Below are 25,177 nucleotides of genomic sequence, written 5' to 3'. Positions count from 1 at the left end.
CGCTGCCTCCCTCTCGTTGTGTCCGCCGTCACGCCAGCGTGTCCGGCCGGGGCCTCGCGGAGGGCACCGATAGATTGTCCCCATGCAGAGCCGACTCCTCGGAGCCACTGGGCTGCGAGTCTCGTCTCTCGCCCTGGGCACCATGACCTGGGGCAGCGTGACCGATGAGCACGAGGCCCGTGAGCAGCTTGCCGGCTTCGCCGAGGCCGGTGGCACGCTCGTCGACACCGCCGCCGGCTACGGCGACGGAGCCTCCGAGAAGCTCCTCGGCTCGCTCCTGGCCGAGAACGTGATGAGCCGCGACGACGTCGTCCTGGCGACGAAGGGCGGGATCACCTGGCGTGGCGGCAGCCGCGGGGTCGACACCTCCCGTGGTGCCCTGCTGACCAGCCTCGACGCCTCGCTCCGCCGGCTCGGTGTGGACCACGTCGACCTGTGGCAGGTGCACGTCTGGTCGCCCGAGGTGCCGCTCGAGGAGACCCTCTCGGCGCTCGACATGGCGCTGAGCAGCGGCCGGGCGGCCTACGTCGGCGTCTCCAACTACACCGGGTGGCAGACCGCCCAGGCCGCCACCTGGCAACGGGCGGTGCCGGGGCGGGCGACACTGGCCTCGACGCAGGTGGAGTACTCCCTGCTGGCCCGCGACGTCGAGTACGAGGTCGTGCCCGCGGCCGGCGCGATGGGGATGGGCGTGCTGGCCTGGTCGCCGCTCGCCGGTGGCGTGCTGACCGGGAAGTACCGCACCGGCATCCCGTCGAACTCCCGCGGCGCCGACCCGAACTTCTCCTCACGGGTGGACGTCTACGACGACGAGCGCTCGCGCGGCATCGTCACCGCCGTCGCCAAGGCCGCCGAGGGCCTGGAGTGGACGCCGCTGCAGGTCTCGCTGGCCTGGGTGCGCGACCGCCCGGGCGTGACCGCCCCGATCATGGGGGCGCGCACCGCGGCGCAGCTCAAGGAAGCCCTCCAGGTCGCCGACCTGACCCTGCCGCCCGAGATCGCGCTCGCCCTGGACGACGTCTCCGCGGTCTGACTGCCCGCTAACTGCCCGCACGGGAACATCTCTTCGGGCACACTGGTTCTCCTCGAGTAGTCCAGCAGAAGGAGTGCTGCCTTGGCCCGAGCCGAACGCCGTCCGCCCCGCCCCGGAGTGATGTGGGAGTACGACAAGGTGACCTTCTCGCGTGAGTTCTCCCGCAACATCGTGACCAAGCTCCTCGTCGAGCGCGCCGAGCACGGCGGCTGGGAGCTCGACCGGGTGCGGATCACCGCCGACGGCACCCGCCGGGTGACGCTCCGGCGCAAGATCATCCGCCAGCGCCTGACGGTCTGAGCGCGTCTCCACGGTCGTCGCCGGTCCAGAGATTAGGGTCCTGCGGGTGATCCACCTCGTACGCCACGGCGAAGCCGCCAGCGAGCGCATGGACCTGGCGGGGGCCGACCCTGGCCTCTCCGAGCTCGGCCGCCGCCAGGTCCACGCGCTCGCCCACCGACTCGCGTTCCGTCCCGTCCGTCAGGTGCTGCACGGGCCGAGCCGGCGTACGACCGAGACGGCCGTCATCCTCACCGAGAACCTCGGCGCCGGGTCGGTGCCCTCGGCCCTGCTCGCCGACCGCACCCCGGTGCCGTCGACCGAACGGAGCGGTGACTACCCGACCCACCGCTGGGAGTGGTTCCAGGACGTACCCGAGGCCGAGCGCGACGTCGACGGCGCCGACCTCACCGCCGCCTGGCACAAGCTCTGGTTCGAGCACCACGACGATGAGGTCGTGCTGGTGACGCACGCGTTCGTGGTCGCCTGGTTCGTACGCCAGGTCCTCAACGCCCCGCCCGCGACCTGGATGCGGATCGGCCCGATCGGCAACGCGACCCTGACCAGCATCGGGCCGAACATCGCCGGTGAGCCCGTGGTCGAGACGTTCAACGCCGAGGTCGTCCTGCCGATCTGAGTCGATCCGCGTCGATCCGAGTCGATCTGGACAAGCGGCGCCAACAAGGCGCCAACAACACGGATATCCGCCCGCGACACGGTGTCGTGAGTTGTGTCGCGCTGGCAGGATCCGCCCGTGATCTCGGCACTCGACACCCTGACCCCCGCCCAGCGTGACCTTCTCGACCAGTGGCTCCCCGGAGCCGAGCTGGTCCTCGACCGCAGCGATCTGCATCGCGCCGGCACCACCGCCCTCGTGCTCTCCGCCGGCGACGACCGGTTCCTGGTGAAGACCGCAGCAGAAGGCGTACGCCACATCGACCGCGAGCTCGCGGCCTTCCGCAGCTGGCTGGCCCCCTGGACCGAGACCGGGCACGCGCCCAGCCTCGTCGAGGCCGACCGGGAGGCCCGGATCATCGTGATGACCCATCTCGACGGCGAGCCGGCCAGCACCTCGGCCGCCATCCACGACCCCGAGATCTACCGCCAGGCCGGCGAGCTGCTGGCCGTCTTCCACGGCCAGGCGAGCGTCGAGGACGAGGACTACGAGCCCGAGCTCAACGAGCGCGCCCTCTCCTGGCTGGACGGCACCGGGCTGGGCGAGGATCTCGTCGCGCGTCTCCGCACGGAGATCACCTCGTGGCCCACGCCGACCACGGTCCTCGTGCCCACCCACGGCGACTGGCAGCCGACCAGCTGGGTCCTCGACGCCGGCACCGTGCGCGTCATCGACTCGGGCCGCTTCGGCTTCCGGCCGGCCCTCTACGACCTCTCCCGGCTCTCCGCCCAGGACTTCACCCGCAACGACACCTTCGAGAAGGCGTTCTGCGAGGGCTACGGCTCCGACCCGCGCGAGCCCGAGGCCTGGCACCGGCTGCAGGTCCGCGACGCCATCTCCGTCGCTGCCTGGGCTCACCGCGCCGGCCACGCCGAGGTCGCCGCCCTGAGCGAGGAGACGCTCACCGCCCTCGTCCCCTGACCGAGGCCTCGCCGAGTCGGCTCGTCATGACGAGCCGACTCGGCGTTCAGTCGTCAGACCTGGTCCAGGAACCGGTCCATGACGCGCGCCCCGAACTGGAGCGCGTCGACCGGCACCCGCTCGTCGACACCGTGGAACAGCGCGGTGAAGTCGAGGTCCTCGGGGAGCCGCAGCGGCGCGAAGCCGTACGTCCTCATCCCGAGCCGCTTGAAGTGCTTGGCGTCGGTGCCGGCGGACATCAGGTAGGGAGCGACGAGCGCGTCGGGGTCCTCGGCGACCAGCGAACGCTCCATGGCGGCGACGAGGGCGCCGTCGTAGGGGGTCTCCCACGGCATCTGGTTCTGGTCGAACTCGATGTCGATCCCCTCGCCGCACAGCGTGCGCAGCGTCTCGAAGAAGTCGTCCTCGAAGCCGGGCAGGAAGCGCCCGTCGACGTGGGCGGTGGCCTCGGTGGGGATCACGTTGACCTTGTAGCCCGCGCTGGTCATCGTCGGGTTGGTGACGTTGCGCAGGGTGGCGCCGATCATCCGGGCCGCCGGCCCGAACTCCTCGACGAGCCGCTCGGCGTTCTCCGGGGTCGGCTCCTCCCCCGCGATCTCGCCGACCGCGGCGAGCAGCGTCTGCATCGTCGGGGTCAGCTGCACCGGCCACTCGTGGGCGCCGATGCGGGCGATCGCACCGGAGAGACGGGTGATCGGGTTGTCGCGGTTGATCATCGAGCCGTGGCCGGCGGTGCCGCGGGCGGTCAGCTTCATCCAGGCCATGCCCTTCTCGGCCGCCTCGATGAGATAGAGACGGCGGCCCTTCACCGTGGTCGAGAAGCCGCCGACCTCGCCGACCGCCTCGGTGCAGTGGGCGAGCAGGTCGGGGTGGTCCTCGACGAGCACGTGGGCACCCTTCATCCCACCGGCCTCCTCATCGGCGGTGAAGGCCAGCGTGATCGGGCGCTCGGGGATCCGGCCGGTGCGCTGACGCTCGCGGACGACCGCAAGCAGCATCGCGTCGAAGTCCTTCATGTCGACGGCACCTCGGCCCCAGACGTACCCGTCCTGGATCTCGCCCGAGAAGGGGTCGACCTGCCAGTCCTCGGCCGCGGCCGGGACGACGTCGAGGTGGCCGTGGAGCAGGAGACCGTCCGTCCGCGCGGTGGTCGAGCCTGTCGAGGCCCCGCCCCACTGGGCGACGACCGAGGCCCGACCCGACTCGGACTCGTAGATCTCGGAGGCGATCCCGACCTCGTCGAGCTGAGCCGCGACGTACTCGGCCGCCTTCCGCTCCCCCGGTCCCGGGTCGTTGCCGTAGTTGCTGGTGTCGATGCGGATCAGGTCACGGCAGAGGTCGACGACCTCGGTCTCGGCGCTGGTCATACCGCCACCGTATCGACCGGTGACGACAAACAGCCGCCTGACGTCCACCTATGCGATGGCAAAGGATTTCGTTGTGGTCGGATGCGTGGGTTTCCATGGGCGCATGCAGAAGCGTGCCCTTCTCTCCGCTCACCGCGCCGCCGCGCGCCAGTCGGGGCACCGTGACAACTCCTGGGAGTCGCTTCAGGAGGCCGTCCGGATGGAGGTCGACTACGTCGAGTTCGACGTCCACCGCACCCGTGACGGCGAGTTCGTACTGCATCATGACGGCCACATCCGCGACCGCATCGGCCGCAAGGTGAGGATCGCGGACAGGACGTACGCCGCGCTCTCCAGGCTCGCGCCGTTCCGCCTCGTGCGCTACCGGGAGGCCCTCGAACTGCTCGCCGCCCACGGCAAGCACGCCCACATCGACCTCAAGTTCGCCTCGCCGTCGAACCACCTCGGGCTCCCGCACGAGGTCGACGCGGCCGAGATCGCCCTCGAGGTGATGAGGGAGAGCTTCATCGTCACCACGATGGTCGACGAGTCCGTACGCGTCCTGCGCGACTGGGCCGACCTGCGTGCCCCCGAGACCCTCGTCGGACTCTCCCTGGGCGGCGTCGACTTCCGCCACCACCCGCTCAAGCTCGTCCGCCTCAAGCTCTCGGAGTTCTTCCCCGAGGGCCGCATCCGGCGCTGCCGCTCCAACCTGGTCGTCGTCGAGCACCGCCTCGCCGACGTCTGGCTGCTCCGCTGGGCCCACCGCCGCAACATCAAGGTCCTCGTCTGGACCGTCGACAACCCCGGTCGGCTGCGTCGTTTCGTCTACGACAAGCGCGTCTGGATGGTCACCAGCAACCACCCCGCCCGCGCCCTCCTCCCGGCCTGACCTGCGCCTGTGCGCAGAGGGCCATCCCGATTCGGCACCGGGACGGGCTCCTGATAATGTTCTTCTTGTTGCGCGCGGGTGGCGGAATAGGCAGACGCGCTAGCTTGAGGTGCTAGTCCACGTATTAGTGGGTGGGGGTTCAAGTCCCCCCTCGCGCACAGAGAGAAACCCCAGGGTGACCTGGGGTTTCTCGCATTTCACGAGACCTCAGGATCGCCTAGTAGGGCAGCCGTAGGGCAGATCGGCGCACAGACCCGCTGTTGTGTTATCCCCCACAGCGTAACTTGCCCCCTCAGGAGCACTCGCCCAGACCGTGGTCGACGGCTCGTGTTGACCGATCACCCGACCCCCTCGCCCGCGGGGGCAGAGCGACGCATTCGACGTGGTGGGTCATCGGGGCGACCGGGATGCAGTGAGCGTGAATGCGAACCTTTGTGGTCGCCTGCCGTCTTGAGTCACAACTCCGCACGGACCTGCGGACACACAGTGGGGACTGCTGCACGGATAGGTGACATCTGATCTGTGCAGCGGTCCATGCCGGTCGAAATGAACATGCGGAGTCGGTCGGCTCTCGCACCTACCAGCAGCCACGTCGGCGAGGCGTGGGTTGGATCGCAGCTCCGTGCCCTCCCCCGTGCGCAGTCCCAACTGCGCTCGCCACGGCGCGCCGCTCGAGCCCGTGCCACCTGCCCGACGGCCGTACTTCGCCGAACTCCTCGCCTACCTCGCCCTTCACCCCGATGGCGTACGCACCGACGAGTTCCTCGATGCCATCGGAATCAGCCGCAGCCGCCTCACCATCGACCTGAGCGCGTCCTCGGGTGTCGGGGTGTTCGGGTCGTTGTCATCGGCCACGACCGTCTGCAGGAGCTCCCAGCTGCGCCCGGTGGCGGGTACGCGCCAGACAGTGATCCCAGCACCGCGGGCGTTGCGCTGGCGAGTGGTGCGAGAGCCGACGTATGCGACGAGGTCACGTGCCCCGCGGTGGGCCGGCATCGTGGCCGCAACCGCCGACGACACTCCGGCCGAAGCACCCATTGCCGTCGCAGGAGTCATGGAGGCCAGTCCGGCGCCGGCGGCACCGATCAGGACCGTGCGCCGGGTTGGATGTGAAGGAATCGACATGGCTTCTCCTGAGTGATGGCAGCGCCCACCGGTTCAGCTGGCGGACTCCGCAAGGATCCGCCGCAGGACGTAGGGCGTGATCCCGCCGTGGCGGTAGTAGGCGGCATCACGGTCGGTGTCGAGGCGCACCCGCACCTCGAAGGTGGCGGTCCCGGCGGTGACGACGACGGTCTCAGGGCGTGACGGGCCGTTGAGAGCGTCGAGCCCGAAGATCGCGTACGTCTCGGTGCCGGTCAGCCCCCAGGACTCCGCCGACTCCCCCGGCAGGAACTCCAGGGGCAGGATGCCCATGCCGATCAGGTTCGAGCGGTGGATCCGCTCGAACGACTCCGCTAAGACGGCCCGGACTCCCAAGAGCGCGGGGCCTTTTGCCGCCCAGTCGCGGGAGGATCCGCTGCCGTACTCCTTGCCTCCGATGACCACCAGCGGGACGCCGGCCTCCCGATATGCCATCGCCGCGTCATAGACGCTCTGGGTCTCGCCGGTCAGCAGGTTCAGCGTCGACCCGCCCTCGACCCCGGGCACGAGCTGATTGCGCAGGCGTACGTTGGCGAAGCAGCCGCGCATCATCACCTCATGGTTGCCGCGGCGTGAGGCGTAGGTGTTGAGCTGGAAGCGCTCGACCCCGAGCTCGGTCAGGTACTGCCCGGCCGGGGTGTGCACCGGGATCGCACCGGCGGGTGAGACGTGGTCAGTGGTGACGGAGTCGCCCAGCTTGACCAGCACGCGGGCGCCGGTGATATCCGCCACCGGACGTGGCTCGCGGGTCATCCCGTCCAGGTAGGGCGGGCGACGCAGGTAGGTCGAACCCTGGTCCCAGGCGAAGGTCTCCCCCGCCGGCACGTCCAGGCCCCGCCACCGCTCGTCACCAGTGAAGACGTCGGCGTACGCCTTGGCGAACATGCCCGCCTCCACCGTGCTGTCGATGACGTCCTGGATCTCCCGCGAGGTCGGCCAGAGGTCGGCCAGGTGGACCGGACGACCATCGAGGTCGTGACCGAGCGGGTCCCGGACAATGTCGGTGTCCATCGTCCCGGCGAGGGCGTACGCCACCACGAGCGGCGGCGAGGCGAGGTAGTTCATCCGTACGTAGGGGTTGATCCGGCCGTCGAAGTTACGGTTGCCCGAGAGCACCGAGACGACGCTGAGGTCGTGCTCGTGGACGGCGTCGGTGACCTCGGGGATCAGCGGCCCGGAGGCGCCGATGCACGTCATGCAGCCGTAACCGGTGAGGTGGAAGCCGAGCTTCTCCAGATAGGGCATGAGACCCGCGTCGGTGAGGTAGTCGGTCACCACCTTGGAGCCGGGCGACAGGCTGGTCTTCACCCACGGTTGGCTGAGCAGACCGCGCTCGACGGCGCGCTTGGCGAGCAGGCCCGCGGCGACCATGACCGACGGGTTGGACGTGTTCGTGCACGAGGTGATCGCGGCGATGGCCACCGCCCCGTGGTCGATCGCATGCCGCTCGCCGCCGAGTGTCACCTCGACCCCGCGGCCGGCGCCCGGCGCACCGCCGGCGTCGAGCCCGAGGATCTCGGGGAGCGAACGACGGAACGCCTCGTGCGCGTCGGCGAGCAGCACCCGGTCCTGGGGACGGCGCGGTCCGGCTATGGACGGTACGACGGTGGCCAGGTCGAGCTCGACCGTCTCGGAGTAGGTCGGCTCGTGGGCCGGGTCGAACCACAGCCGCTGGTGTCGTGCATAAGCCTCGACCAGGCGTACCTGCTCCTCGGGTCGCCCCGTGAAGCGGAGGTAGCGAACCGTCTCGTCGTCGATCGGGAAGTAGGCGCAGGTCGAGCCGAACTCAGGGCTCATGTTGGCGATGGTGAGCCGGTCCGGGAGCGTCGTCGCCGAGACACCAGGTCCGTAGAACTCCACGAACTTCCCGACGACACCGTGTCGCCGCAGCGTCTCGGTGATCGTGAGCACGAGGTCCGTCGCGGTGGCGCCCTCCGGAAGGTCCCCGTGCAGCCGGAAGCCGACGACACGCGGGAGTCGCATCGACAACGACTCGCCGAGCATCACGGCTTCGGCCTCGATGCCGCCGATACCCCACGCGAGCACGCCCATGCCGTTGACCATGGTCGTGTGGGAGTCGGTGCCCAGGCAGATGTCGGGGTAGGCCCAGCCCTCCTCGGCGGTCACGACACGGGAAAGATACTCGGCGTTGATCTGGTGCATGATCCCCGTGCCAGGAGGCACCACGGCGAAGTCCTCGAGGGCGTCCTTGCCCCACTTGAGGAAGCGGTAGCGCTCGGTGTTGCGGGCGTACTCGATCTCGACGTTGCGTTCGAACGCGTCGCTGCGACCGAACACGTCGGCGATGACCGAGTGGTCGATGACGAGCTCGGCCGGGATCTGCGGGTTGACCAGGGACGGGTCCTCCCCGAGGTCGACCATCGCGTCCCGCATCGCAGCGAGGTCCGCCAGGGTCGGTACGCCGTTGGTGTCGTGCAGGAAGGCGCGTGCGGGGCTCAGGTCGATAGCGCTGTCGTGGTCGGGACCGTCGGCCCATCGCAGCAGGAGCTCGACCTGATCGCTGCTGGACTGCTCGCCGTCCTCGTGCCGGAGCAGGTTCTCCAGCACCACCCGCAGGCTCCACGGTAGGGCGTCGATGTCGAGGCCGGCGAGGCTGTGGATCTCGTACGCCCTCCCGTCGACGTCGAGGGTGTCGCGGGTGCCGAACGAGTCGAGCGAGCGGATCTTGGTCGGGCGGGTCATGCGAGGTCCTCCGGGAACGCCGGCCTGGCGTACGTGTTGATGTGACCGCCATCGACCACGCACCGATCGGCCACCCCACGCCAGGCGGCGTAGTGCGGCGCTTCGCGGTGTGCGACGCGGAACGCATCCTCGTCGGTGTAGACCTCGTGCAGCACGAAGCGGTGCGGGTCGTCGAGGCGGCGGTGGACGTCGAAGCGCAGGCATCCGGGTTCGTCGTGCAGCGAAGCGCGGGAGTTCTCCCGGATGCCGTCGAGGAACTCCTCGATGCGGTCGGGACGGACGGTCAGGTCGACCAGGATGGTGAACATCAGCTGGCCACCTGCTGCAGCATCGAGTCGTCGAACGCCACGCCACACTCGGTGCCGAGACCGCGGAGGTCCGATACCGTCTTGTCGGGCAGCCGTACGCCGGTCAGGCGCCCCTGCACCTCGGCGCGGGCCTCGATCTCGCCGGGGTAGAAGATCTCATCGACACCGCTCGCGCGAGGCACCGCCTTGGTCGCCGCGATCAGGTCGTCGATCCGGTCCCCGAAGTCGCCGCTGGGGAGAACGGTGTCGACCTGGAGGGCGAGGACCAGGTGGCCACAGCCGCTGCGCCCGTCAGGGACGTAGGGCCCGACGACGCCGGCTCCATATCCGGAGCCGGTGAGCACGCCGGAGAGCACATCCATCACGAATGAGATGCCGTAGCCCTTGTGGCCGCCCATGGGCGCCAGCAACCCGTGCACCGCGACATGCGGGTCGGTCGTCGGTATGCCGTCGGCGGACAGGGCCCAGGTGTCGGGGATCCGGTCGCCGCGCTCGGCAGCGGCGTAGATCTTGCCGCGGGCCACACCGGTGTTGGCGATGTCGAGGACCACGGGTGGGTTGCTGCCGCCCGGCGTCGCCACAGACCACGGGTTGGCGCCGACGGTCTTCTCCGTGCCGCCCCAGGGCGCCATCGCTGGGCTGCCGTTGGTGGTGAGGATCCCGACGCAACCAGCCTCGGCCATCCGCCGGGTCCAGTAGGCAGCGGTGCCGAAGTGGTTGCTGTTGCGTACGGCCACGACGCCGATCCCGTGGACGGCGGCGCGTGCGACAGCCGCCTGGCAGGCGCGGTCGGCGACGATCTGGCCGATGCCCTCGCGACCGTCCATGACCGCCAGGACACCGGTATCGACGACGATCTCCTCGCGGGTGACCGCCTCCATCACGCCGGAGCGTAGCCGGGCGACGTACCAGGGCAGGCGCAGCATGCCGTGGGACGGGTGACCCCAGAGATCGGCGGTGACGAGGCTGTCGCTCACGAGCCGGGCATCATCCTCAGGGACGCCGAGCGAGACGAGCACCTCGGCGCCGAACTCGGCGAGCCGGTCGGGATCGGCGATGACGGTCATGCGGGGAACCTCCGGGTCAGGTCGGCGACCTGGTCGTCGGTCAGCGGTCGCGTGGCGTGGCTGCGGAGCAGCAGGAAGAGTCGGGCCGTCTCCTCGAGCTCCTCGGCAGCATCGGCCGCGGCGGACAGGTCGGAGCCGGCGACGACGGAGCCGTGGTTGGCGACGAGGAAACTGTGGTGATCGAGCGCCGTCGACTCGGCGAACTCCTCGAGCGAGGTGTCGCCGGGTGCGTGGTAGGGCAGTAGCGGGAGCCTGCCGACGCGCATCACGTAATAGGCGGTGAGCGGCGGCAGCACATCGGCGGGGTCGATGTCAGCAAGACAGGAGACCGCGACGGCGTGGGTGCTGTGCAGGTGCACGACGGCGCCGGCAGTTGGCCGCGACCGGTAGACGGCCGCATGCAGGAAGGCCTCCTTCGACGGCTTGGCACCGTCGACGTGGCGACCGTCGAGATCGATCACCGACAGCGCGGCCGGGTCCAGCGCGCCGAGGCTGACGCCGGTGGGCGTCAACAGGATGCGGTCCTCGGACACCTTCGCGCTGAGGTTGCCGGTGTGGCCGAAGGTCAGCGAGCGGCTGAAGAAGGAGGCACCCAGCTCGACGATCTGCTCAGCGATGTCGCTCATGCGTCAAGTCCCGCGGCACGGACCAGCAGGTCCTCGGAGCCGAAGTTGCCCGACTTGAGCAGCAGGGCGAGACCCTCGCCAGTGAGGCACCACGGCACGCCGCGGTCGGCCTCGTGGTCGACGAGGACACTGCGTACGCCGAGGGCCTGGACGACCGCGCCCGAGGTCTCGCCTCCGGCAACGACGATCCGCCGGGCTCCGCGTTCGGCGGCCGTACGCGCGAGGGTGCCAAGGGTCCGCTCGAGGATCGCCGATGTCTCCGGCCCCATGGCCGCCCGGGCTCGCTCGCGCTCGTCGGGTCCGGCCGAGGAGTAGACCAGGACCGGCGTCTGGCCGAGGTGGGCGGTCAGCCACTCGCCGGCGGCCGCGAGCATGTCGGCCGGGTCCGGGGTGCCGACGGGATCGAGCCGGTAGGACGGCATCACCTCGGCCGCCGCGGCGACCTGGCCTAGGGTGGCTGCCGAACACGAGCCGGCCAGGACGACCGACGGGCCGGAGGGAAGCACGCTCGCCGCCGTCGAGGTTCCCGACGTTCCCGCGATCACGGCGCCGACGGCGCCGGCCAGCCCGGCTCCCCCTGTCAGCAGGCGGAGATGCATGGCGCCCTCGGCGATCGCGCCCAGATCGGCGGCGGAGACCGCGTCGGCGACCACGTGACGTACGCCGGCTGCGGCGTACGCCTTCAGAGCCACCGCCACCGCACCGGACCCCTCGGCGACCGTCGCCAGTGGCAGCACCCCGACCGTGCCCGACGTCTGGCGCCGCAGCACCCGCACCAGGTCGGGATCGGTCATCGGGGTCAGTGGGTGATGCCGCATCGGCGACTCGCTGAGCAGCCGATCCGCCACGAACAGATGTCCGAGGTAGGTCGTCCGCCCGTGCTCCGGCGACGCCGGGCAGATCACCGTGGTCGATTCGCCGAGCGCCTCGAGGAGGGCGTCGGCGACCGGGCCGATGTTGCCCTCGTCGGTCGAGTCGAAGGTGGAGCAGTACTTGAAGTAGACCCGCTCGACGTCGCGCGTCCGCAGCCAATCAAGAGCGGCCAGCGACTCGGCGACGGCATCCTCGACCGGGACGGTCCGGGTCTTGAGGGCGATGACTATCGCGTCGACCTCTGGGATCACCGTGTTCCCGTCGGGTACGTCGAAAAGGAGCGCCACCGAGAGCCCCGAGCGGCGCAGCGCCGCGGCGACGTCGGAGCCACCAGTGAAATCGTCCGCGATGCAGCCGATCGCGATCACGAGTCACACTCCTTCAGCCCGGCGGCCAGGGACCCAGCGGCGAGGTGGGGTGCACTGAGCACGGGCACGTCCACAGCGGCCGCGATCCCGGCCAGCGCCGGAGCCAGGGAGTACTGCGCGAGCACGATCACCTCCGCCGTCTTCGCGACTGTCGCCGCCGAGACGGCCATGATCTGCGTCAGCTCCTCGACGTCTCCGGCCGAGACGGCATCGGCCGCCCCGGCCACGACGACGGACTCGATCGTGCTCGTCACCCCGGCCGCGGCGAGCCAGTCACCCAGGCGCTGGGCGCTGTCAGCGGCGGCTGCGCCCAGCGACGCGAGCACAGCGACCCGCCCCGGGCGGAGCACCACGACCTGGTCGAACATCGCCTGGTCCGAGGCCAGTACCGTGACCGGCTGCCGCGCCGCCACGTCGTAGGCGACCGGACCGTACATCGAGCAGGTGAGCTGCACGGAGTCGGCGCCGCCGTCGATGGCGTACTGGATCAGCGTGGCCATTCGGGCACGCAGGTCCTCGGTGAGGCCGCCCGCCGCGTCCGCGTCGGTGACGAGCCGGCTGTCGAGCAGATGCCAGAGGTCGGCCTCGGGGAACTCGTCGCCGAACGCGCCCTCGGCGGGGGCCAACGCGGCCTGGCTCGCGTGGATCAACGCGACGGTGGGCCTGGACATAGGTGGTGCTCCTCCTGGGATCGGGATGTACGTGCCGGGTGGTCGTCAGGCCGAGGCGATGCGGGCGACGACCGCGTCGGTGAACTCGCGCGTTCCGGCGCTGCCGCCGAGATCGCGGGTCGAGACGCCGGCCGCGACGGTGGCGGCGACCGCGTCGTCGAGCCGGCGCGCCGCGTCCGCGAGCCGAGGCTCGTCGTAACGGCCGCTGAGCCAGTCGAGCAGCATCGAGCCCGAGAGGTTCATCGCGATCGGGTTGGCGATGTCCCGTCCGGCGATGTCCGGCGCCGAACCATGCGACGCCTGGGCCATGGCGTGCGTGTCCGAGGTGTTGATCGACGGCGCGATGCCGAGCGACCCGGCGATCTCGCCGGCGAGGTCGGAGAGGATGTCGCCGAACATGTTCTCGGTGACGATCACGTCGAAGTCGTCGGCCCGACGCACCAGATGCACGGTCATCGCGTCGATGTGGAAGTCATCGACCTCGACCCCCGGGAAATCAGCGGCCACCTCACGGCACACGTCACGGAACAGGCCGGTCGTCATCTTGAGCACGTTGGCCTTGTGCACGATCGTCACCTTGTTGCGGCGACGGGTGGCGAGCTCGAAGGCTGAGCGGGCGATCCGCTCGGTGCCTGCGCGCGTGATGATGCCGTGCATGATCGCCACGTCGGGCGTCGGCATCATCTCGCCGGTGCCCTGGAAGGTGTTGCGGTCGGCGTAGAACCCCTCGGTGTTCTCCCGGGCGATGACCAGGTCGGTCCCGGGCACCACTGCGTTGCCGCCCTGGAACGCCTTGGCCGGCCGGATGTTGGCGTAGAGACCGAAGTGCTTGCGGATGGTGCCGCTCGGGTTGAGCTGGCTCCGGTACGGCTCGGGGTAGGCCGCGCTGTCGTGCGGTCCGAGGAGCCAGCCGTCGAGGTCCTCGAGGACCTTGAGCGTGCTCTCCGGAGTGTGGCTGCCGAGCTCCTCGATCGCCGAGGCGCCCAGCGGGAGCTCGTGCCAGTCGATCGGCTCGATCCCGGCCGCTGCGACGGCCGCATCGATCATCGCGACCGTGGAGGGGACGATCTCGGGACCGATGCCGTCACCGAGAAGGACGCCGAGTCGGTACGTACGGGTGAGCTGTGTGGTCACGTTCGTGGCCTTTCGATATGGGTGGAGGTAGGTGGGGCGGGAGGGAGTCAGGAGACCGTGAGCAGGTCCCGCTCCTCCTGGCTGAGCGCGACCTTCTCGGCGTAGAGGAGGGCGCTGCCGGGTTCGAAGACCAGCTGCACACGTCCGGTGAGGCCGGGGCTCTGGCTCTCGACCTGGACCACCTGGTTGCCCAGGCGTACGTCGTACTCGTAGTGGCTGCCGACATAGGAGGAGGTGAGGACCTCGGTGTCGAGCCGGTTGGCGCCGGGCGTCTCGGCACCGGCGGGTACGACCTCGAGCCGCTCGGGACGGATCGCGACCGTGATGCCCTGGCCGGTCGAGGTCTCCAGCTCGGCCTCGACCACGACGATGCCGTCGTTGGAATCGAGGCGGATGGTGTGGCGCGTTCCGCTGGACTCCTCGACCTTGCCCTGGAAGAAGTTGCACCGACCCACGAAGGCGGCGACCTCAGGGGTGGCGGGACGCTCGTAGATCGCGTGCGGATCGGCGACCTGGAGCATGTGGCCCCCGGACAACACCGCGATCCGGTCGCTGAGCGCGAGGGCCTCGTCCTGGTCGTGGGTGACGTAGACAGTCGTGATCCCGAGCTCCTCCTGGAGCCGCTTGAGCCAGGCCCTGGCCTGCTCACGCAGCTTGGCGTCGAGGTTCGAGAGCGGCTCGTCGAGCAGCAGCATCGTGGGCGAGTAGACGAGCGCCCGTGCCAGCGCCACCCGCTGCTGCTGGCCGCCGGAGAGCTGGTGCGGGTAGCGGTCGCTGAGGTCGGCGAGGCCGACCTTGTCGAGCGCATCGTGGATGAGCTCCTTCTGCCGGGCCCTGTCGACCTTGCGGATGTCGAGCGGGAGCGCGAGGTTCTTCGCAATCGTCATGTGCGGCCACAGGGCGTACGACTGGAACACCATGCCGAGGTTGCGCTCCTCGGGCGGGAGGAACCTGCCACGCTCTTGGTCGACGAACGTGGTGCCGTCGACCGTGATCGACCCTCCCGTCGGGCGGTCGAGGCCGGCGATGCAGTTGAGAGTGGTCGACTTCCCGCACCCGCTGGGCCCGAGGAGCGTGAAGAACTCACCGTCCTTGATCGTGAAGGTGTTGTCGTGCAGGACGGTGTTGTCACCGAACTGCTTCTTGAGGTTCTTGACGACGAGCTCAGGCATGGTGCTTTCCCTTCATCAGCAGGCCTGCGAGTGCCACGAAGGCGGCGGTGATGGCGATCTGGACGGTGGCGAGCGCGGCCACGGAGCCGGTGCGACCCTGGGCCCACAGCTCGAGCATGGTGGTGCCGAGGATGTTGCTGTCGGCGGAGCTGAGGAAGACGGCGGGCGAGTACTCCTTCAGCATGATCACGAAGGTGAGGACGAGCGCTCCTGCGAAGGCGGGCGTGATCAGCACGCGCAGGACCCGGAAGAAGGTCATCAGCCAGTCGGCTCCCGAGACGCGGGCGGCATTGTCCAGCTCGGCCCCGATCTGCATGATCGAAGGCGCCACCGACCCGAACGCGCTGGGCAGAGCGCGAAGGCCGAATGCGATGACCAACGCGCCGAGCGTTCCCTGGAGCAGGTTGCCCGCGCCGAACGGAGCGAAGGCGAAGGCCCAGAAGAACCCGATGCCGATGATGATCCCGGGGACCGACTGCGGGATGAGCGCGAGGTACTCGACGAGACGGCCGAAGCGGAAGGTGGACCTTCGCGCGACCATCACCGCCATCACGGCGAGGGCGCTCACCAGGACCGACCCGACGCCGGCGACGATGAGGCTGTTGATGATCGACTGCCGGTAGGACTCGAACTGGAAGACCGTCGCGTAGTTGTCCATGGTCAGGAAGTCGAATGGGTTGCGCAGTGGCGTGAAGATCAGGGTGAAGGACCGGAAGACCAGCCCCAGGATCGGGATCAGCGCACCGAACACGACGTAGAACGCGATGAAGGCGACGCTCACCCACTTGACCCAGCCCAGCTCGAGCTTGCGTGGCCGGGTGGCCTTCCCGCGCACCGAGACGAACCGCGCAGAGTCCTTGAGGAGCTTGGCCTGGAGCGCGACCAGGCTGATCGTGACCAGCAGGATCACAACGGATGCGGCACCGAGCACGGTGTAGTCGGGGTCGACCGCCTGGAGGCCGTTCTTGTAGAGGAACGTGGAGAAGACGCTGATGTTGACCGGCTGGCCGTAGAGCAGCGGGACGCTCAGCGTCTCGACGGACATCGAGAAGATCAGGATCGAGCTGTAGACCACCGGCGGCCGCAGCATCGGCACCACGACCTGAAACAGGATCCTCACCGGTCCCGCGCCGCACACCTGGGCCGCGGACTCGAGCGAGGCGTCCGACTGGCGCAGCGCGTTCGCGCAGAAGACGTACGCGATCGGTGCGAGCGCGACCGCCTCGGTGACGGCCATGCCGGGGATCGAGTAGAGGTTCCACGGCACGCCACCGAAGAGCTGCTCGACCTGCGTACTGACGAATCCGGCAGGGCCGTACATCAGGATCCAGCCGAAGCCGAGGATCAGCGAGGAGATGAAGAAGGGCCACTGCATCGCCAGGGCGATCAGGCGTCCCCCGGGAAGCCGAGTACGCACCACCACGACCGCCATCGGCACGGCGATCACGATGCTGAGTGCCGTGGTGAGGGCCGCGAAGATCAGGGTGTTGAGGATGACCTCGCCGAACCCGGAGTCGGTGAAGAGGGCTCGGTAGCCCTCGAGGGTGAGGACGCCACCGTCCTCGTAGAGAGGACGGTCGACGACGCTCTGCCAGAGCGTGGGAACGACCGGAGCGAGCACCAGGATCGCCAGCACTGCAAGCACGGCGCACATGGTGAGCTGGTCGCGACCGACGCCCATCGGCCTGCGGTAGTGCGGCGCCCTGAACTCTGGCGGCTGGTCCTGTGACGCCGGCGGCGGCGTGGTCATGGTTGCCATCTGGAGCTCACTCCTCCTCGGGGGCGGGCTCGACGTACCGGTAGAACTTGTCCAACCAGGAGTCGACCTCGTCCTTCGGCACGGTCGCGTACTCGGCGAAGAGCACGTTCTCCTCGCCGACCGCCTCGACGACCTCCTGGTAGGTGTGCAGGCCGGGGCCCTCGATGCCCTCGCGGTAGGAGGACAGTCCGCCCTCGGCGACCGCACGCTGGCCCTCATCGGAGAGCAGGAAGTCGACGAAGAGCTTCGAGGTGGCGGCATGGGGCGCGTCGGCAGCGATGCCGACGCCGCGGGGCAGGATCGTGGTGCCGTCCTCGGGATAGACCACGTCGACCAGGCCCTGGCTGTCGTCGACCACGGGGAAGGCGGGACCGCCGCTCACGAAGAACCCGGCGAGGTACTCCCCCGAGAGGATCTTCTCCATCTGGGTGCCGGAGGAGGTCTCGGCACGGGTGTACGGGAGCACCCGTTCCAGGTCGCTCCAGCCGTCGGGGTTGCCTTCGGTGAAGTTGCGGGTCACGGTGAACCCGAAGCTGCTCTCCGGGTCACGGACCGTGATCTTGTCCTGCAGGAGGTCCTTGTTCTCCTCCGCGATGTCGGCCAGGTCCGCGACACCGGTCGGGGCCTCCGGCATCAACTCGGTGTTGTAAGCGATGGTCTGTGGGTCGGTCGACATCGCGTAGACGTTGGGGAGCAGCTGGGCGAAGTCGGGGAGCTTGGCCAGCTCGGGCGACTCGTACTCCTGGAGGGTGCCTTCCCGCTCGGCGAAGTTTGCCCAGGCTGACGCCGCGTTGGAGACGACCAGGTCGACTGGCGAGGACCCGGTCGCCTGCTCAGCGAGCACGCGCTGGAACACCTCGTCGCTGTCCAGATCGTTGGCCGAAACCTTCTTGACCCATGGGAACTTCTTCTTGAAGTCCCGAAAGATCGGCGCCCAGTTCTCCTCGGAGGTGTTGGAGTAGATGGTCAGCTCGCCACCTTCCTCCTTCGACGCGGCCACGACGTCCTCGCCATAGCTGTCGGGGTAGTAGTCGGGCACCTCCTCGACCGAGATCTTGTTCTCCTTCGGCTCGTCGGCTGCCTCGCCGCTGCCACAGGCGACTAGCGACGCCATGGCGAACGCACCGGCGGCGGCCAGTGCCAGGTGCCTGCGGACGGGTGATCGGGTCCCGAGCCTGGACGTGGATGACTGCATGTGGCTCCGCTCCTCGATGAGGTTCTGAAGGTTTGTGACGAGCGCCACTCTGGTCGTTATAACCTGTAACCGTCAAGCATCGACACCGAGATCACCTCGGTTCGGAGGGCCTCCAACGACCATCAACGGACGCCTTAATCGCCTCTGACCTGCCCTTTTGTGGAAACGACCCGAATTCTTCATCCGATAGAAAAATTCCATAGGCGACGCGACAAGGATCGGATGCACGTGACACACAGGCATCAGATCGAGTACGTTTATATCGAGTTTCAGCCAAGGGAGACATGTTATGACGGAGCCCGCCGGGGTCTACGCCACCAAGAGCGACTACGCCTACACACGCCTACGCGACGGCATCCTGACCGGGGAATTCGAGCCCGGCACGGTCCTTCATCAGGCAACCCTGGCGAAGACGATCGGGATCAGCACCACGCCCCTGCGCGAGGCCATGCGCCGGCTGATGACCGAAGGGCTGGTGGAGCTGGATGCCCACCGTGACGCCCGCGTCTCGGCACTCACGGCCGAGGAGGCACGCGACCTCCTTGAGATCCGCCGCTCGCTCGACCCGCTCGCGGCCTCCTTGGCCGCCCAGCGGCGCACCAAGGAGGACATCCGGGCAATGCGCGAGGCCGCGGCATCTCTGCACGCGCTCCCCAACCATCCCAGCGTGGTCGACCTGGTCGCGCATCGCCGCTTCCACGCGGCGGTCTACACCGCCTCCCACAACGACCTGCTGATCTCCACGCTGGAAGGACTCTGGGACAAGGCGGACCGTTACCGCCACCTCGGCCTGCAGGTCGAGCGTGACCAGCAGGAGCGCGATATCAAGGACCGCGAGCACGCCGAACTCCTGGACGCTGTCATCCGCGGCGACAGCGACGGCGCCGCCGAGGTGATGCGTCAGCACATCGCGACCAGCCTCGGCGCCAAGGCGGCCAGCCGACTCGGCGCGGACGAAGAGCCGCCCCACCTGACCAGCCTCGTCTGACCAGCCCAACCGCGACCCCAGGAGATCCCGGATGCCCTCGACGAGCCCTCTCGCCGCCCTGATCGCCCCCACCGGCACGCTCCGCGTGGTCATCAACCTCGGCAACCCGGTACTGGCCCAGGGCACGTCCGTGGAGCCTCGCGGCGTGACCGTCGCCATCGCGCGGTCCGTCGCGCACTGGCTCGGCGTCCCGCTCGAGCTCCATTGCGTCGACGCGGCCCGCGACTCGTACGCGGCTATCACCGAGGGCCGGGTCGACGTCTGCTTCCTCGCCAACGAGCCGGCTCGGGAGGAGGGCGTCGTGTTCACCGCTCCCTACGTGCTCATCGAGGGCGTCTACGTCACCGACGCCGACTCACCGCTCACCGGGGCTGGCGAGGTCGACCACGACGGCGCACGGATCGGCGTCCGCAACGGCTCGGCCTACGACCTCTTCCTGACCCGCAGCCTCCAGCACGCGGAGGTGGTCCGCGCTGACGAGGCGACCGACGTCTTCGAGGAGCAGGGGCTGGACGCCGCCGCGGGCGTTCGCCAGCCGATGGAGGAGTACGTCGCCGCGACCGGCCGCCGGATCCTGGAGCCCGCGTTCATGGAGATCCGCCAGTCTGTCGGCCTTCCCCGCGGGCTCGACGCGGGGGCCGTGGCAGCGGTCGAGGCGCACGTCGAGGGGCTCAAGGCCTCGGGTTTCGTGCGGGACGAGCTGCTCGCCAGTGGCGTAGAGGCCACCGTGGCACCACCTGCAGCTCGGTGACGTGACGAACCATGCTGATGCCGGGTCACATGCTGCGCGGACCGGTGGCGTCGTCGCGCTCCTTCTCGGTCATGCTGCGCGACTTCAGCAGGCTCAAGATGGTGGTGATGGCCAAGATGCCGACGATCACGCTCAGGGAGACCTCGATGGAGACCTTCGGGGCCCACTCGACGTGGGGATCACCATTGATGAAGGGCAGCTCGCCTCGTGGAGCGCGTGGAAGACGAGCTTGGGGCCGATGAACCCGAGCAGGATCGCCAGACCAAGTTGTCGACGACAACGAGTACTCCGTCAACTAGCCCGCGAACAACTCGGTGCCGTACTTCGGACCGGAGAACACAAAGATCCGATGCCGAAGAGGATGGCCAGACCGATGTAGACGCTCAGCGCGACGATCAGCTCCCGACGTGAAGGCTCGTGCTGTCGCCGGCCGATGACGAGCACATCGAAGAGCAGCACGGCGCTGGCGATGCCGATGGTCAACCACCAGATGAGAGGGCACAACATGAGTAGAGGTGCACCGTCTCGAGTTGGACCTGCCGACCCGTCGACTCATCCCGCGACGGGACCTCGTGGGTGGTCCCGGCGTTCCGCCTCTCCTCCCGACACGACCGACCAGAGTCACCGAGGGCGCGCTTTCCTCTCTTGGGCGGCCATGACGCGGGCTACCTGGTCCACAATTGCCCGCGTCTCGCGTGGCCACACGAGCCAAGTGACGAGCTGAAGTTCCGTCCCAGCCAAGGGGAGCCAAGGCCAGTCGGGCAGTAGTCGTCGTGCCGAGTGCTCGATGAGGAGTACTGCGTCCGCTTCAACCGAATGTGCCGCAGCTAAGGCGTACTCCGAGAATTGGACGAACTGCCATAGGGGGACGGCACCCGAGTCATGGGCGGCAACCACGAGCTGGTCGTCAACGACGGGGACCTGCTGGCGACTGTGTGCCAGGACCCGCAGCCCGGACAAATCACCCATACAGCAGCTCGTCTGAACTGCCAGCGGGTGTTCAGGGCGGACCGCGACACCGAACGCCTGCGAGAAGAGCGGTTCGGCGTTGCCTGATTCAGGTGGTTCGCGGGTCATACACAGATCCAGCCGACCTTCGTGTAGCAGGCGCAGTTGCTCCCGACTACTTGCCTCGGTCAACGAGAGCGCTGCTCGAGGGACCGCCTGTCGTACGGTGTCAAGGAGCCGGATCAGTTGGTCCTGAGGAACTCCCGGCGGGACTCCAAGGTTGACCAGCTCCCGAGCGCGGACATCCTGGTCTCGCGCCATGTCAGGGATGGCATCCACCAGCCTCAGCAGGAGCTGCACGTGGCGATGCAGCGCCACCCCCGCCCCTGTGAGCGCCGTCCCGGTGTGTGTTCGCGCGAAGAGCGGACTGCCGATCTCGCGCTCAAGCTGCTTGAGCTGCCTGCTCAACGATGGCTGAGTGGTGTGGAGCCGATCGGCAGCCCGAGACATCGAGCCCTCATCAGCAACGGCAGCGAAGTAGCGCAGGTGACGTAGTTCCACGGACTTCCTCCAGGCCAGGCCATGCCCGCCAGGCATGCCCTTCCTCATCACTAGGTATTGGACGGGACCATCAATGAGCGCTTGTACTAGTGGCAACGCGGAATGTGATGGCCATCTCACTCCTGCTCATTCTGCCGGATCTGCCTCGCAGGCAGATCTCCCGCCTCCTCTGAAGGGTTCTCGACATGAGTCAATTCGTCGAATCCACAACCGAACGAAATGGATATCGCTGGGTCATCCTGATCCTGGCCTGGCTGGCGTTCACGATGACCGCAGTCGACCGGTCCACGTGGGGACCTGCCTCGGTTTCCGTGGCCGATCACTTGGGCGTCTCCCTCGGAGCTCTCGGAGTGTTCGCAACTGGGTACTACATCGGATACGTCATCTCTAATGCCGCAGGAGGCCTCCTCACCGACTGGCTGGGTCCGCGCGTCATGATGGGCTCCTCGCTGTTCTTGGCCGGCGGCTTCATGCTGCTCTTCGGACAAGCCGAGTCGGCCGCTGTCGGCATCGCGTTCCAGGCAGGTATCGGCATCTTTGCCGGGTGCGACTACTCAGCCGGCGTAAAGGCCATCACGCAGTGGTTTCCGGCGAGCGATCGAGGTTTCGCGATGGGCGTCTTCATGACTGCCACCTCACTTGGAGTGGTCATCGCGAACGCTGTCGTCCCCCGGCTCATCGAGGCGTCTGGCTGGCAGGCCTCCTACCGTTTCTTCGGAATGGCCTCGATGGTCGTGGCAGTCCTGTGCCTCGTCTTCATCCGCGAAGCCACCAACACAACCTCCACCCGCCGACAGGTCCCAGACCTGCGGCAACTCTCCAGCAATCGTGACCTATGGCTGCTGGGCCTGGGCGGGTTCTGCGCGCTGTGGGGAACGTACGGCTTCATCACCTGGTCGAACGCGCTGATGATCAAAGGCAGCGACATCTCACCTGTCAAGGCCGGGGGCGTCGTGGTCATCTTCGGCATCGCCGCGATCGCTGCGAAGCCTGTAGTCGGTGTCCTCTCCGACATCCTCGGCATGCAGCGCAAGACGCTAGCCACGATCATGCTGATCGCTTTCTCGGCCTCCTTGATCCTGTTCGGGCTCCAGGATGGCCTCACCGGTTTCTACTGGGTGGCCCCACTGCTAGGTGTCTTCGCGTACGCCTACAGCCCCCTGTTGGTGGCCCTCATTCCGCAGTTGGCCGGAGCCCGCCTAGCGGGCTCCGCCGCCGGCGCCACCAACGCTTTCTGGCAGCTGGGAAGCGCCGCCGTGCCCGTGGTCCTCGGGATGGTGTTCGCCCAGACCCAGTCATTCTTCTGGGCCTTCGCCACCCTGGCTGTCGGTCCGCTGCTCGGCGCCGTGCTCATCAGCCGCGTCCGCGAGACCGCCCCGAATCCGGGGACAGCCCTCACCGAGTCCACCGCCACCGCTGGAAGGAACTGAACAGATGAACTCCGACTTCGATGTCATTGTCGCCGGCGGCGGATCAGCCGGTATCGGAGCTGCCGTCGGAGCAGCACGGCGCGGAGCCCGCACTCTGCTCATCGAGCGAGGTCCAAGTCTCGGCGGCGCCGCGACCCTACGCAACGTCGTCGCCTACTGCGGCCTCTACACCCTGGAGTCACGCCAAGTGGTCTTCGGCGTAGCTGAGGAGATGCTTGCCGGGCTGCGTGACCTCGACGCGATAACCGGACCGCAGCAGTTCAAAGCAGTCGCCGCGGTCTTCGATCCCGAAGCGGTGAAGCGAGTCGCTGACGAGCTCTGCGAGCGAGCGGGCGTGACCGTCCTGCTCCACAGTCAGCTGTTCAACGCCCACCGCGACGGAAACTGCATCGCAAGTGTCCAGGTAAGCGACCACGCGGGAGTCCACGAACTCACCGCACGCGCCTACGTTGACGCAACAGGAGAAGCGGACCTGGCACATCGTGCCGGCGCCGAAGTCCGCTACGGAAACGACGGTTGGGTGCTCAATGGCACCCTCGGGGTCCGGTTCGGCGGGATTCCTGCCGACGTCGAGCTCACCCGGGAACAGATCGCCGAGGCAGTCCGGCAAGCAAAGCGCGCCGGCGTAGAGGGCCTGACCGGCGACACAGGGCTCACAGCCCGGATGCCGATCTCGCACGACCTCATCACGTACCTGGCTGACGAAGCCTATGACGCCCGGGACGCCGCAGACACCAGTCGTGCCGAGCGCTCCGCCCGACGCCAAGCCCAGGCATACCTGCGCGTCATCCGGACCATGCCCGGATGCGATGGCGCGTACATCGCCAGCACCGGCCCCGAGCTCGGGACCCGGGAGTCGCGCCACGTTGTGGGGCGGGTACAGCTCACCGAGAAGCACGTCTTGAACCCGGGACCGACCGACGACGCCGTCGCGCTCGGCGCGTGGCCGATCGAGTCTCACCCCGGGCCGGGGCTGCCGCTGGAGTGGAAGTACATCGGAGAGCCCGGCTACTACGGGATCCCGCTCGACGTACTCCGTAGCCGAAACACCGACAACCTCTTCGCCGCTGGACGCGCGGTCGACGGCGACCGCGGCGCAGGTGCCTCAATGCGAGTCATGGGGACCGCGTTCGCCACCGGCCAAGCAGCAGGCGTGGCCGCAGCTGCGGTCGCCTCGGGCAAAGAGCCCACGACTCCCCTCGTCCGTGAAGAGCTCAACAAACAAAACGCGCGCCTGCCCTGAACACCCGGCCCCTACACATCATCAAGGAGTTCGCATGCTGTCCAAGATCGCGCTCGAGGAACACTTCGGAGCCGTCGACCCCAACATCGTGGAGCAGTCCGCAACCCACTTCACCCCGGACGCGTGGCCTGCGCACCGCGCCAGGCTGCTGGACCTCCACGAGGAGCGCCTCCACACCATGGACCAGTGCGGAATCGAGAAGGCGGTCCTCTCCCTTCTCTCCCCCGGCATCCAGTCGCTGCACAACCCAGCCCAAGCCATCGACTGGGCCCTACGCCTGAACGACTACGCCGCAACCCAGGTCGCCCAACGTCCAGACAGGTTCGAGTCGTTCGCAGCACTGCCGATGCAGGACCCCGAGGCCGCAACCGCCGAACTGCGACGAGCGGTCGTCGAACTCGGTCTCGTAGGCGCTCTGATCAACGGCTTCTCCCAGGTAGGAGACGAGCAGACCGTCGTGTACCTCGACGACCCTCGCTACGACGCCTTTTGGGCAACCGTGGCTGAACTCGGCGTCCCGGTCTACCTCCACCCCCGCGATCCCCTGGAGTCGACCAGCCCGCAATACTCCGGCCACCCCTGGCTCTACGGCTCAGCCTGGGCGTTCTCCGTGGAGACCGCCACCCACGCTCTTCGACTGATGGGAAGCGGAGTCTTTGACCGCCACCCCGGGATCCAGATCATCCTCGGCCACCTCGGAGAACTGCTCCCGTTCAACATCTGGCGCACCGATCATCGACTAGCGGTCGCTCCCCGCGGCCTGAACGTCCAGCACACGTTTGGCCACTACCTGCGAAACAACTTCTATGTCACCACCAGCGGGAACTTCCGCACACCAGCGCTGCTCAACGCAATCCAGGAAGTCGGGTCTGATCGAATCCTGTTCTCCGCGGACTATCCGTTCGAGGACATGAGGGAAGCCGCCACATGGTTCGATGCCGTCGAACTGAACGAAACCGACCTCGTGAAGATCGCCAACGGAAACGCCCGCAAACTCTTTCACATCTAGGGTGACCGGCCCACCGAGCTAGCGGCACACGTGGCCCCATCTCACGTCTATACCCGGACGAATCTGTAATCCCCGAGTTTG

At 68.2% G+C, this 25,177-nt stretch carries 24 protein-coding genes and 1 tRNA gene; 11 read left to right on the top strand and 14 right to left on the bottom strand.

The genetic code is table 11. The features are described 5' to 3' along the window. The first annotated feature begins 82 nt into the window (after nucleotides 1–82). From ACWZJV_RS27370 to ACWZJV_RS27355, 4 genes are all read left to right on the top strand, one after another. Nucleotides 83–1,033 (top strand): aldo/keto reductase, encoded by a 951-nt coding sequence (locus ACWZJV_RS27370; RefSeq protein WP_196874298.1) that lies wholly within the window; start codon nucleotides 83–85, stop codon nucleotides 1,031–1,033. Nucleotides 1,034–1,153: 120 nt separating this feature from the next. Beyond that, complete coding sequence (locus ACWZJV_RS27365; protein WP_040756208.1) at nucleotides 1,154–1,333, top strand: DUF5703 family protein; 180 nt, start codon at nucleotides 1,154–1,156, stop codon at nucleotides 1,331–1,333. 46 nt (nucleotides 1,334–1,379) lie between these two features. Then, on the top strand, nucleotides 1,380–1,949 hold the full coding sequence (locus ACWZJV_RS27360; protein WP_457179626.1) for a histidine phosphatase family protein: 570 nt from the start codon (nucleotides 1,380–1,382) through the stop codon (nucleotides 1,947–1,949). A gap of 117 nt (nucleotides 1,950–2,066) precedes the next feature. Beyond that, nucleotides 2,067–2,909: a phosphotransferase family protein gene (locus tag ACWZJV_RS27355; RefSeq protein ID WP_457179625.1), complete on the top strand. Its 843-nt coding sequence runs from the start codon at nucleotides 2,067–2,069 to the stop codon at nucleotides 2,907–2,909. Between the two features lie 53 nt (nucleotides 2,910–2,962). On the opposite strand, the gene ACWZJV_RS27350 is transcribed toward ACWZJV_RS27355, so the two are convergent. Next, a complete protein-coding gene (locus ACWZJV_RS27350) occupies nucleotides 2,963–4,276 on the bottom strand; it encodes a M20/M25/M40 family metallo-hydrolase (RefSeq protein WP_008361295.1) in 1,314 nt (437 codons plus the stop codon). Nucleotides 4,277–4,379: 103 nt separating this feature from the next. Between ACWZJV_RS27350 and ACWZJV_RS27345 the strand changes: the two genes are divergently transcribed. Both ACWZJV_RS27345 and ACWZJV_RS27340 read left to right on the top strand, forming a co-directional pair. Continuing rightward, nucleotides 4,380–5,147: a glycerophosphodiester phosphodiesterase gene (locus ACWZJV_RS27345; RefSeq protein WP_196874302.1), complete on the top strand. Its 768-nt coding sequence runs from the start codon at nucleotides 4,380–4,382 to the stop codon at nucleotides 5,145–5,147. Between the two features lie 72 nt (nucleotides 5,148–5,219). Further along, nucleotides 5,220–5,305 (top strand) — tRNA-Leu (locus tag ACWZJV_RS27340). Between the two features lie 574 nt (nucleotides 5,306–5,879). Here ACWZJV_RS27340 and ACWZJV_RS27335 read toward each other — a convergent pair. From ACWZJV_RS27335 to ACWZJV_RS27285, 11 genes are read right to left on the bottom strand one after another with little or no spacing between them, the layout of a single operon-like run. Further along, the gene (locus tag ACWZJV_RS27335) at nucleotides 5,880–6,272 is read right to left on the bottom strand and encodes a hypothetical protein (protein WP_457179624.1); all 393 of its coding nucleotides are present in this window, start codon (nucleotides 6,270–6,272) and stop codon (nucleotides 5,880–5,882) included. Between the two features lie 33 nt (nucleotides 6,273–6,305). Continuing rightward, nucleotides 6,306–8,993 (bottom strand): aconitate hydratase AcnA, encoded by a 2,688-nt coding sequence (gene acnA / locus ACWZJV_RS27330; protein WP_457179623.1) that lies wholly within the window; start codon nucleotides 8,991–8,993, stop codon nucleotides 6,306–6,308. Next, nucleotides 8,990–9,301, bottom strand: a complete 312-nt coding sequence (locus ACWZJV_RS27325; protein ID WP_457179622.1) for a putative quinol monooxygenase — start codon at nucleotides 9,299–9,301, stop codon at nucleotides 8,990–8,992. The genes acnA and ACWZJV_RS27325 overlap by 4 nt, the downstream gene beginning before the upstream one ends. After that, nucleotides 9,301–10,368 (bottom strand): Ldh family oxidoreductase, encoded by a 1,068-nt coding sequence (locus ACWZJV_RS27320; protein WP_457179621.1) that lies wholly within the window; start codon nucleotides 10,366–10,368, stop codon nucleotides 9,301–9,303. The genes ACWZJV_RS27325 and ACWZJV_RS27320 overlap by 1 nt, the downstream gene beginning before the upstream one ends. Further along, complete coding sequence (gene otnC, locus ACWZJV_RS27315; RefSeq protein ID WP_457179620.1) at nucleotides 10,365–10,994, bottom strand: 3-oxo-tetronate 4-phosphate decarboxylase; 630 nt, start codon at nucleotides 10,992–10,994, stop codon at nucleotides 10,365–10,367. The genes ACWZJV_RS27320 and otnC overlap by 4 nt, the downstream gene beginning before the upstream one ends. Beyond that, the gene (gene otnK, locus ACWZJV_RS27310) at nucleotides 10,991–12,235 is read right to left on the bottom strand and encodes a 3-oxo-tetronate kinase (protein WP_457179619.1); all 1,245 of its coding nucleotides are present in this window, start codon (nucleotides 12,233–12,235) and stop codon (nucleotides 10,991–10,993) included. The genes otnC and otnK overlap by 4 nt, the downstream gene beginning before the upstream one ends. Continuing rightward, nucleotides 12,232–12,906: a hypothetical protein gene (locus tag ACWZJV_RS27305; RefSeq protein WP_457179618.1), complete on the bottom strand. Its 675-nt coding sequence runs from the start codon at nucleotides 12,904–12,906 to the stop codon at nucleotides 12,232–12,234. The genes otnK and ACWZJV_RS27305 overlap by 4 nt, the downstream gene beginning before the upstream one ends. A 45-nt stretch (nucleotides 12,907–12,951) precedes the next feature. Beyond that, the gene (locus ACWZJV_RS27300; RefSeq protein WP_457179617.1) at nucleotides 12,952–14,040 is read right to left on the bottom strand and encodes an isocitrate/isopropylmalate dehydrogenase family protein; all 1,089 of its coding nucleotides are present in this window, start codon (nucleotides 14,038–14,040) and stop codon (nucleotides 12,952–12,954) included. Between the two features lie 47 nt (nucleotides 14,041–14,087). Then, entirely contained in the window at nucleotides 14,088–15,212 is a 1,125-nt protein-coding gene (locus ACWZJV_RS27295; RefSeq protein WP_457179616.1) for an ABC transporter ATP-binding protein, read from the bottom strand. Next, nucleotides 15,205–16,971 (bottom strand): ABC transporter permease, encoded by a 1,767-nt coding sequence (locus tag ACWZJV_RS27290; protein WP_457179615.1) that lies wholly within the window; start codon nucleotides 16,969–16,971, stop codon nucleotides 15,205–15,207. The genes ACWZJV_RS27295 and ACWZJV_RS27290 overlap by 8 nt, the downstream gene beginning before the upstream one ends. Before the next feature lie 7 nt (nucleotides 16,972–16,978). Continuing rightward, complete coding sequence (locus ACWZJV_RS27285) at nucleotides 16,979–18,166, bottom strand: ABC transporter substrate-binding protein (protein WP_457179614.1); 1,188 nt, start codon at nucleotides 18,164–18,166, stop codon at nucleotides 16,979–16,981. A gap of 289 nt (nucleotides 18,167–18,455) precedes the next feature. Between ACWZJV_RS27285 and ACWZJV_RS27280 the strand changes: the two genes are divergently transcribed. Then, nucleotides 18,456–19,154 (top strand): GntR family transcriptional regulator, encoded by a 699-nt coding sequence (locus ACWZJV_RS27280; protein ID WP_457179613.1) that lies wholly within the window; start codon nucleotides 18,456–18,458, stop codon nucleotides 19,152–19,154. A 31-nt stretch (nucleotides 19,155–19,185) separates the two neighbouring features. Further along, the gene (locus ACWZJV_RS27275; protein WP_457179612.1) at nucleotides 19,186–19,905 is read left to right on the top strand and encodes a transporter substrate-binding domain-containing protein; all 720 of its coding nucleotides are present in this window, start codon (nucleotides 19,186–19,188) and stop codon (nucleotides 19,903–19,905) included. Between the two features lie 291 nt (nucleotides 19,906–20,196). Here the strand turns inward: ACWZJV_RS27275 and ACWZJV_RS27270 are convergent, their stop codons facing one another. Continuing rightward, nucleotides 20,197–20,388, bottom strand: a complete 192-nt coding sequence (locus ACWZJV_RS27270) for a hypothetical protein (RefSeq protein WP_457179611.1) — start codon at nucleotides 20,386–20,388, stop codon at nucleotides 20,197–20,199. A 138-nt stretch (nucleotides 20,389–20,526) separates the two neighbouring features. Further along, on the bottom strand, nucleotides 20,527–21,450 hold the full coding sequence (locus tag ACWZJV_RS27265) for a LysR family transcriptional regulator (RefSeq protein ID WP_457182003.1): 924 nt from the start codon (nucleotides 21,448–21,450) through the stop codon (nucleotides 20,527–20,529). A 149-nt stretch (nucleotides 21,451–21,599) separates the two neighbouring features. Here ACWZJV_RS27265 and ACWZJV_RS27260 point away from each other — a divergent pair, with 149 nt between their 5' ends. Genes ACWZJV_RS27260 through ACWZJV_RS27250 form a run of 3 tightly spaced genes read left to right on the top strand, consistent with a single transcriptional unit; the run spans nucleotide 21,600 to nucleotide 25,096 of the window. Further along, nucleotides 21,600–22,844 (top strand): MFS transporter, encoded by a 1,245-nt coding sequence (locus ACWZJV_RS27260; protein WP_457179610.1) that lies wholly within the window; start codon nucleotides 21,600–21,602, stop codon nucleotides 22,842–22,844. Nucleotides 22,845–22,848: 4 nt separating this feature from the next. After that, on the top strand, nucleotides 22,849–24,087 hold the full coding sequence (locus ACWZJV_RS27255; protein WP_457179609.1) for an FAD-dependent oxidoreductase: 1,239 nt from the start codon (nucleotides 22,849–22,851) through the stop codon (nucleotides 24,085–24,087). A gap of 34 nt (nucleotides 24,088–24,121) precedes the next feature. Then, nucleotides 24,122–25,096, top strand: a complete 975-nt coding sequence (locus tag ACWZJV_RS27250) for an amidohydrolase family protein (RefSeq protein ID WP_457179608.1) — start codon at nucleotides 24,122–24,124, stop codon at nucleotides 25,094–25,096. The last annotated feature ends 81 nt before the right edge of the window (nucleotides 25,097–25,177 follow it).

It is taken from the genome of Nocardioides sp. WG-D5, assembly GCF_054031175.1.
This window is presented reverse-complemented; position numbering and strand designations above follow the sequence as displayed.

Excerpts from the sequence above, each read along its gene's own strand:
- ACWZJV_RS27370 (WP_196874298.1), top strand. The coding sequence starts at position 83 with ATGCAGAGCCGACTCCTCGGAGCCACTGGGCTGCGAGTCTCGTCTCTC.
- ACWZJV_RS27365 (WP_040756208.1), top strand. The coding sequence starts at position 1,154 with ATGTGGGAGTACGACAAGGTGACCTTCTCGCGTGAGTTCTCCCGCAAC.
- ACWZJV_RS27350 (WP_008361295.1), bottom strand. The coding sequence starts at position 4,276 with ATGACCAGCGCCGAGACCGAGGTCGTCGACCTCTGCCGTGACCTGATC.
- ACWZJV_RS27345 (WP_196874302.1), top strand. The coding sequence starts at position 4,380 with ATGCAGAAGCGTGCCCTTCTCTCCGCTCACCGCGCCGCCGCGCGCCAG.
- ACWZJV_RS27335 (WP_457179624.1), bottom strand. The coding sequence starts at position 6,272 with ATGTCGATTCCTTCACATCCAACCCGGCGCACGGTCCTGATCGGTGCC.
- acnA (WP_457179623.1), bottom strand. The coding sequence starts at position 8,993 with ATGACCCGCCCGACCAAGATCCGCTCGCTCGACTCGTTCGGCACCCGC.
- ACWZJV_RS27325 (WP_457179622.1), bottom strand. The coding sequence starts at position 9,301 with ATGTTCACCATCCTGGTCGACCTGACCGTCCGTCCCGACCGCATCGAG.
- ACWZJV_RS27320 (WP_457179621.1), bottom strand. The coding sequence starts at position 10,368 with ATGACCGTCATCGCCGATCCCGACCGGCTCGCCGAGTTCGGCGCCGAG.
- otnC (WP_457179620.1), bottom strand. The coding sequence starts at position 10,994 with ATGAGCGACATCGCTGAGCAGATCGTCGAGCTGGGTGCCTCCTTCTTC.
- ACWZJV_RS27305 (WP_457179618.1), bottom strand. The coding sequence starts at position 12,906 with ATGTCCAGGCCCACCGTCGCGTTGATCCACGCGAGCCAGGCCGCGTTG.
- ACWZJV_RS27295 (WP_457179616.1), bottom strand. The coding sequence starts at position 15,212 with ATGCCTGAGCTCGTCGTCAAGAACCTCAAGAAGCAGTTCGGTGACAAC.
- ACWZJV_RS27290 (WP_457179615.1), bottom strand. The coding sequence starts at position 16,971 with ATGGCAACCATGACCACGCCGCCGCCGGCGTCACAGGACCAGCCGCCA.
- ACWZJV_RS27285 (WP_457179614.1), bottom strand. The coding sequence starts at position 18,166 with ATGCAGTCATCCACGTCCAGGCTCGGGACCCGATCACCCGTCCGCAGG.
- ACWZJV_RS27280 (WP_457179613.1), top strand. The coding sequence starts at position 18,456 with ATGACGGAGCCCGCCGGGGTCTACGCCACCAAGAGCGACTACGCCTAC.
- ACWZJV_RS27275 (WP_457179612.1), top strand. The coding sequence starts at position 19,186 with ATGCCCTCGACGAGCCCTCTCGCCGCCCTGATCGCCCCCACCGGCACG.
- ACWZJV_RS27265 (WP_457182003.1), bottom strand. The coding sequence starts at position 21,450 with ATGCCTGGCGGGCATGGCCTGGCCTGGAGGAAGTCCGTGGAACTACGT.
- ACWZJV_RS27260 (WP_457179610.1), top strand. The coding sequence starts at position 21,600 with ATGAGTCAATTCGTCGAATCCACAACCGAACGAAATGGATATCGCTGG.
- ACWZJV_RS27255 (WP_457179609.1), top strand. The coding sequence starts at position 22,849 with ATGAACTCCGACTTCGATGTCATTGTCGCCGGCGGCGGATCAGCCGGT.
- ACWZJV_RS27250 (WP_457179608.1), top strand. The coding sequence starts at position 24,122 with ATGCTGTCCAAGATCGCGCTCGAGGAACACTTCGGAGCCGTCGACCCC.